We start from the raw sequence: 3,641 nt of genomic DNA, 5'->3' as shown, positions 1-3,641 counted from the left end.
GGCAAATTAGAGCAGGAGCGCCAGGCGCCCCCGGCCTGAACCGGCGCCGGGACCGGATTACTCATAGACGTATTTTTTGCGGGGGCGGCATATCCGCCCCCGCGCCCCCGCTGCATTGAATTCTCGGCCTAGCCCGGATATTTCACCAGTGCGGTTGGAACCCGATGTTAACCTGATTTTGGGTTGATGTCGGTTTTTGGGTTTTGTGAAGACTGTTGGGCGGTCCGATTCGGGATTTCGGGCACGGCTGCGCCACGGCCCCGTTGTTTTTCCGGTGCCGGGGACAGCACCCTTGGCGATTATCCGGGTTTCAATCTTGCCGCCGCGAGTTGGAACGGGTGCTGATAGGGATGGGCGCTTGCGAGCAGGAAGCGCACCCGGCGGGTATTGCGCAGAATCACCGCGCCGATCTTGAGCAGTTTGAGTCGGATCGTGGCGACCTGCGCACGGGCCAACTCGGTTCCCTTGAGACCCAGACGGCGAATGGTTTCCAACAGTACGTAGGCCAGCGCGGAGAGCAGCAGGCGGAACTGGTTGGGCCACCAGTGCGTGGCCGAGGTGCGGTCGGAGAACAGCTGCATCTGTTCCTTGATGCGGTTTTCCATCTCGCCGCGTTGGCAATAGACTCGCTCGTAGAGCTTCTTGGGATTCCCCGGCAGGTTGGTGACCACATAGCGTGGGTTGCTGCCTTTGACGCTGTGTTCGATGCGGGCGATCACCCGCCTTTGGCGATCCCAACCGTGGGCGCCATAGCGCAGATTGCCGAACAGACGTTGTTTGCGCTTGCTGGTCTCGCAGCCTTTGCGGGCCTTGTCGATCAGCGGTGCGGCCAGTTTGTTGATACGCGTGTTCTTGGCCAGGCCGACGATATAGAAGACCTCGTTGTTGTCGCACCAGCGCAGCATCCGCCAGCGGCAAAATCCACTGTCGGCGCGAAAGACGATCCGCACACCCGGCCATGCCTGACGCAGCCGTTTGACCAGCAGGGCCAGAATCGCCCAGGCGTGCTTGGCTCCGTCGATGTTGGAGGGGCGCAGGTAGGCCACGAGCAGTTGATCGCGGCAGGTAACGTAGAGCGGCAAAAAGCAGTAGTGATCGTAGTAGCCGTGGAAGAAGCGCCCTTCCTGCTTTCCATGCACCGGATCGTCGGTGGCGTCGAAGTCCAGAATCAGTTCGGTGGGCGGCTCGGAATGAGAGGCGATGAACTGCTCGGCCAGCACCCGGTGCATCGCCACTGCCGCTTGGCGATCGGCCCGGTTCTCCAAACGGCATAGGGTGGGGCTGCTGGCCGAGGGCCTATCCCGCTCCACCGCGGTCTGCCAAGCCAGGTCGTGCCGCAGGCTGTCATGATCGTTCAAATCCTCATATCCCGCCGCCAACCCATACACCCGCTGCCGCAGCATGCTCAAAACCGTATGCTCGCAACTGGCCTGTCGCCGCGGATCCGAGAGCAATCGCGCTGTCGCCGCGGTCAAACCAAGCCGCCGATCCACCGCCCGTACCAGCAAGACTCCGCCATCGCTCGTCACATTGCCGCCGCTGAAATCCGCCTCGACCTTGCGCCCTTTACATCTTGGAAAACTGAGTTCTTCCCTGTTACGATTCGTCATGGCGAAATCCTTCTTCCCTGAAGGTTTATGACCTTGTTCTCACAGGGATTATAAAGGATTTCGCCTCTCTATTGGTGAAATATCCAGGCTAGCAGTCTGTCGGGCTTGGGCTTGTGTTTATTTGTGTTGTTGGAAGGTCACAGGGGCTATCGGAACCTTCCCAGCCCGAATCTCGTGGTTTGATGGTTGCTCGTCGCCCCGCACCACCCTGGAAAGGGATGGATTCCATGATGGCAGGTTGGCTTCAACATGCAGCCAGGGCGCTCTGCAACCGATGTAGGCGTTTACAGTTGTAGGCCAGCGCCACCAGTTCCCACTCGCCTTCCACTTTCGCCAGTCCACGCAGGGAAAACCGGCGGAAGCCGAGAACGTTTTTGATGATGCCGAAGACCGGTTCCACCGTCTGTTTCCTCAGCCGGTATTTCTCGCGGTTCTCCGCACTCTCCAGCTTGGCCCTCATCGCCTTGATCCATTCCGCCTTTGGCTCCTTGGGCGGCTTTTCGGCTTTGGATGGGCGAAAGTCGTATTGCCGCCTCATTCCTTCCGCATTCGTGGACACCAGGACTTCGATGTTGCGCCCGTTCAACGTTTCCACCTCATCCCCACAGGCATAGCCGCTGTCGGCCAACACCGTGCCGGGGCTGCCCGCCTGCTCGGGGATCGTCTCCACCGCCGCCACCAACTCGTTTCGATCACTGGCGCACTGAGTGATCCGGGCACCCAAAATGAGTTGACTGCCCTCCGCGTCCACCACGGCTTGGGCGTTGTAGCTTTGGCGATACTCGCTGCGTTTGCTCTTGCGCATCAAGCGGCTGTCCGGGTCGGTCAGGTTGCTCTGCTCATCGCCTCTGGGCGTCTGATCCGGCGGCTTGGGTCTTTTGCCCTTGCGCCTGCCTTGCCGCTTGTCGCGCGCGGCCAGTTTGGCCTCGTATTCCCCCCGTTCCTTCTCGGCGCGGGCCTTGGCTTGTGCTTCCAGCCGTTTGCACGCCGCGTCCAGCTTCTCGCGCAGAACCTCGCGCCGGGCTATCTCTTCGGGCAGGGCCTGGGGATCGTCCGCACCGCTCCCATCGGCCTGCTCGGCCCGCGCAAGCAGATCATCCACATTCAGCTTGAGTTGTTCAACCAGTTCACGCGCCCGGTCATAGCGCACGCTGCGGTGTTTGTTGGCGTTTGCATCGAGCTGGGTGCCGTCCACGCTGACCATGCCCACTTTGAGCAACTTCAGTTCACGAGCCAACAGCAACACCTGCAAAAAACTCTCGCTGACCGCCTCCGCATTCTCGCGCCGGAACGTGCAGATGGTGTCATGATCCGGGTGGGTGTTCGCCGCAATATATCGCACCCCAATATCCCGATGGGTGGCGCGCTCAATCTTCCGGCTGGAGAAAATTCCGTTGGCGTAGCAGTAAATCAGCAAGGCCAGCATCATGCGGGGGTGGTATTGCGCATCCCCGGTCCCACGTTGATTGACCTTGAAGTGCCCGATATCCACCCGCTCCACCGCCTCCAGCACAAAATGCGCCAGGTCGTCCCCTGGAATCCAGTCGCGCAGGTCAGGGGGCAAAAGAAATCGCTGCTCCCGGTTCCCTCCCACAAATTTACTCATCTCTACCATCCATGGTTGATGAAAAATCCCTTCCCAATGGTATCATCCTTGACAAGCCCAAGCCCGACAGACTGCTAAGGTAAAAACCGAAATCGCGCAAGCAAAAAATGAAGCGCCGAATGGAGGCGCGGCTGAGCCCGTGACGGGACGCCGCCTCCCGAAGCCCCCCAATTGCACCCGCCATGCACCCGCGTCGGCAAGACGGCCCCCTCCTGAATCGGAACACGATCGCGAAGATCCGGTTCGTCAGCGAGGATTACAACCCGGCCTTTCTGGGCGAGTTGATCGAAACGTACCTGGGCCAAGCCCCCTCGTTGATAGCGGAAATGCGAGGCTGTGTCCGTGCCGGCGACGCCGGAAAGCTGGAATTCGTCGCCCACAGGCTGAGGGGATCCAGCCTGAACCTGGGCGCGGAGCAGATGGCC

3 protein-coding genes are annotated in these 3,641 nt (G+C 60.4%); 1 reads left to right on the top strand and 2 read right to left on the bottom strand.

The window, feature by feature from the left end; all coding sequences use genetic code 11:
* Positions 1-299: 299 nt before the first annotated feature.
* Positions 300-1,610 carry an IS1380 family transposase gene (locus FVQ81_18135; GenBank protein MBW7998451.1) on the bottom strand — a complete coding sequence of 437 codons (1,311 nt, stop codon included), beginning with the start codon at positions 1,608-1,610 and terminating at the stop codon, positions 300-302.
* A 244-nt stretch (positions 1,611-1,854) separates the two neighbouring features.
* Positions 1,855-3,216, bottom strand: coding sequence for an IS1182 family transposase (locus FVQ81_18130; protein MBW7998450.1), 1,362 nt, complete (start codon positions 3,214-3,216; stop codon positions 1,855-1,857).
* Positions 3,217-3,398: 182 nt separating this feature from the next.
* On the opposite strand from FVQ81_18130, the gene FVQ81_18125 reads away from it, so the two are divergent.
* Positions 3,399-3,641, top strand: a 243-nt coding sequence (locus FVQ81_18125) for a hypothetical protein (GenBank protein ID MBW7998449.1), incomplete at its 3' end; no start/stop codon positions are given.

Source organism: Candidatus Glassbacteria bacterium (genome assembly GCA_019456185.1).
In the GTDB taxonomy this organism is placed as follows: domain Bacteria; phylum Gemmatimonadota; class Glassbacteria; order GWA2-58-10; family GWA2-58-10; genus JAJRTS01.
Note: the sequence above shows the minus strand (reverse complement) of the source record. Positions and strands in the feature narration are given on the sequence as shown.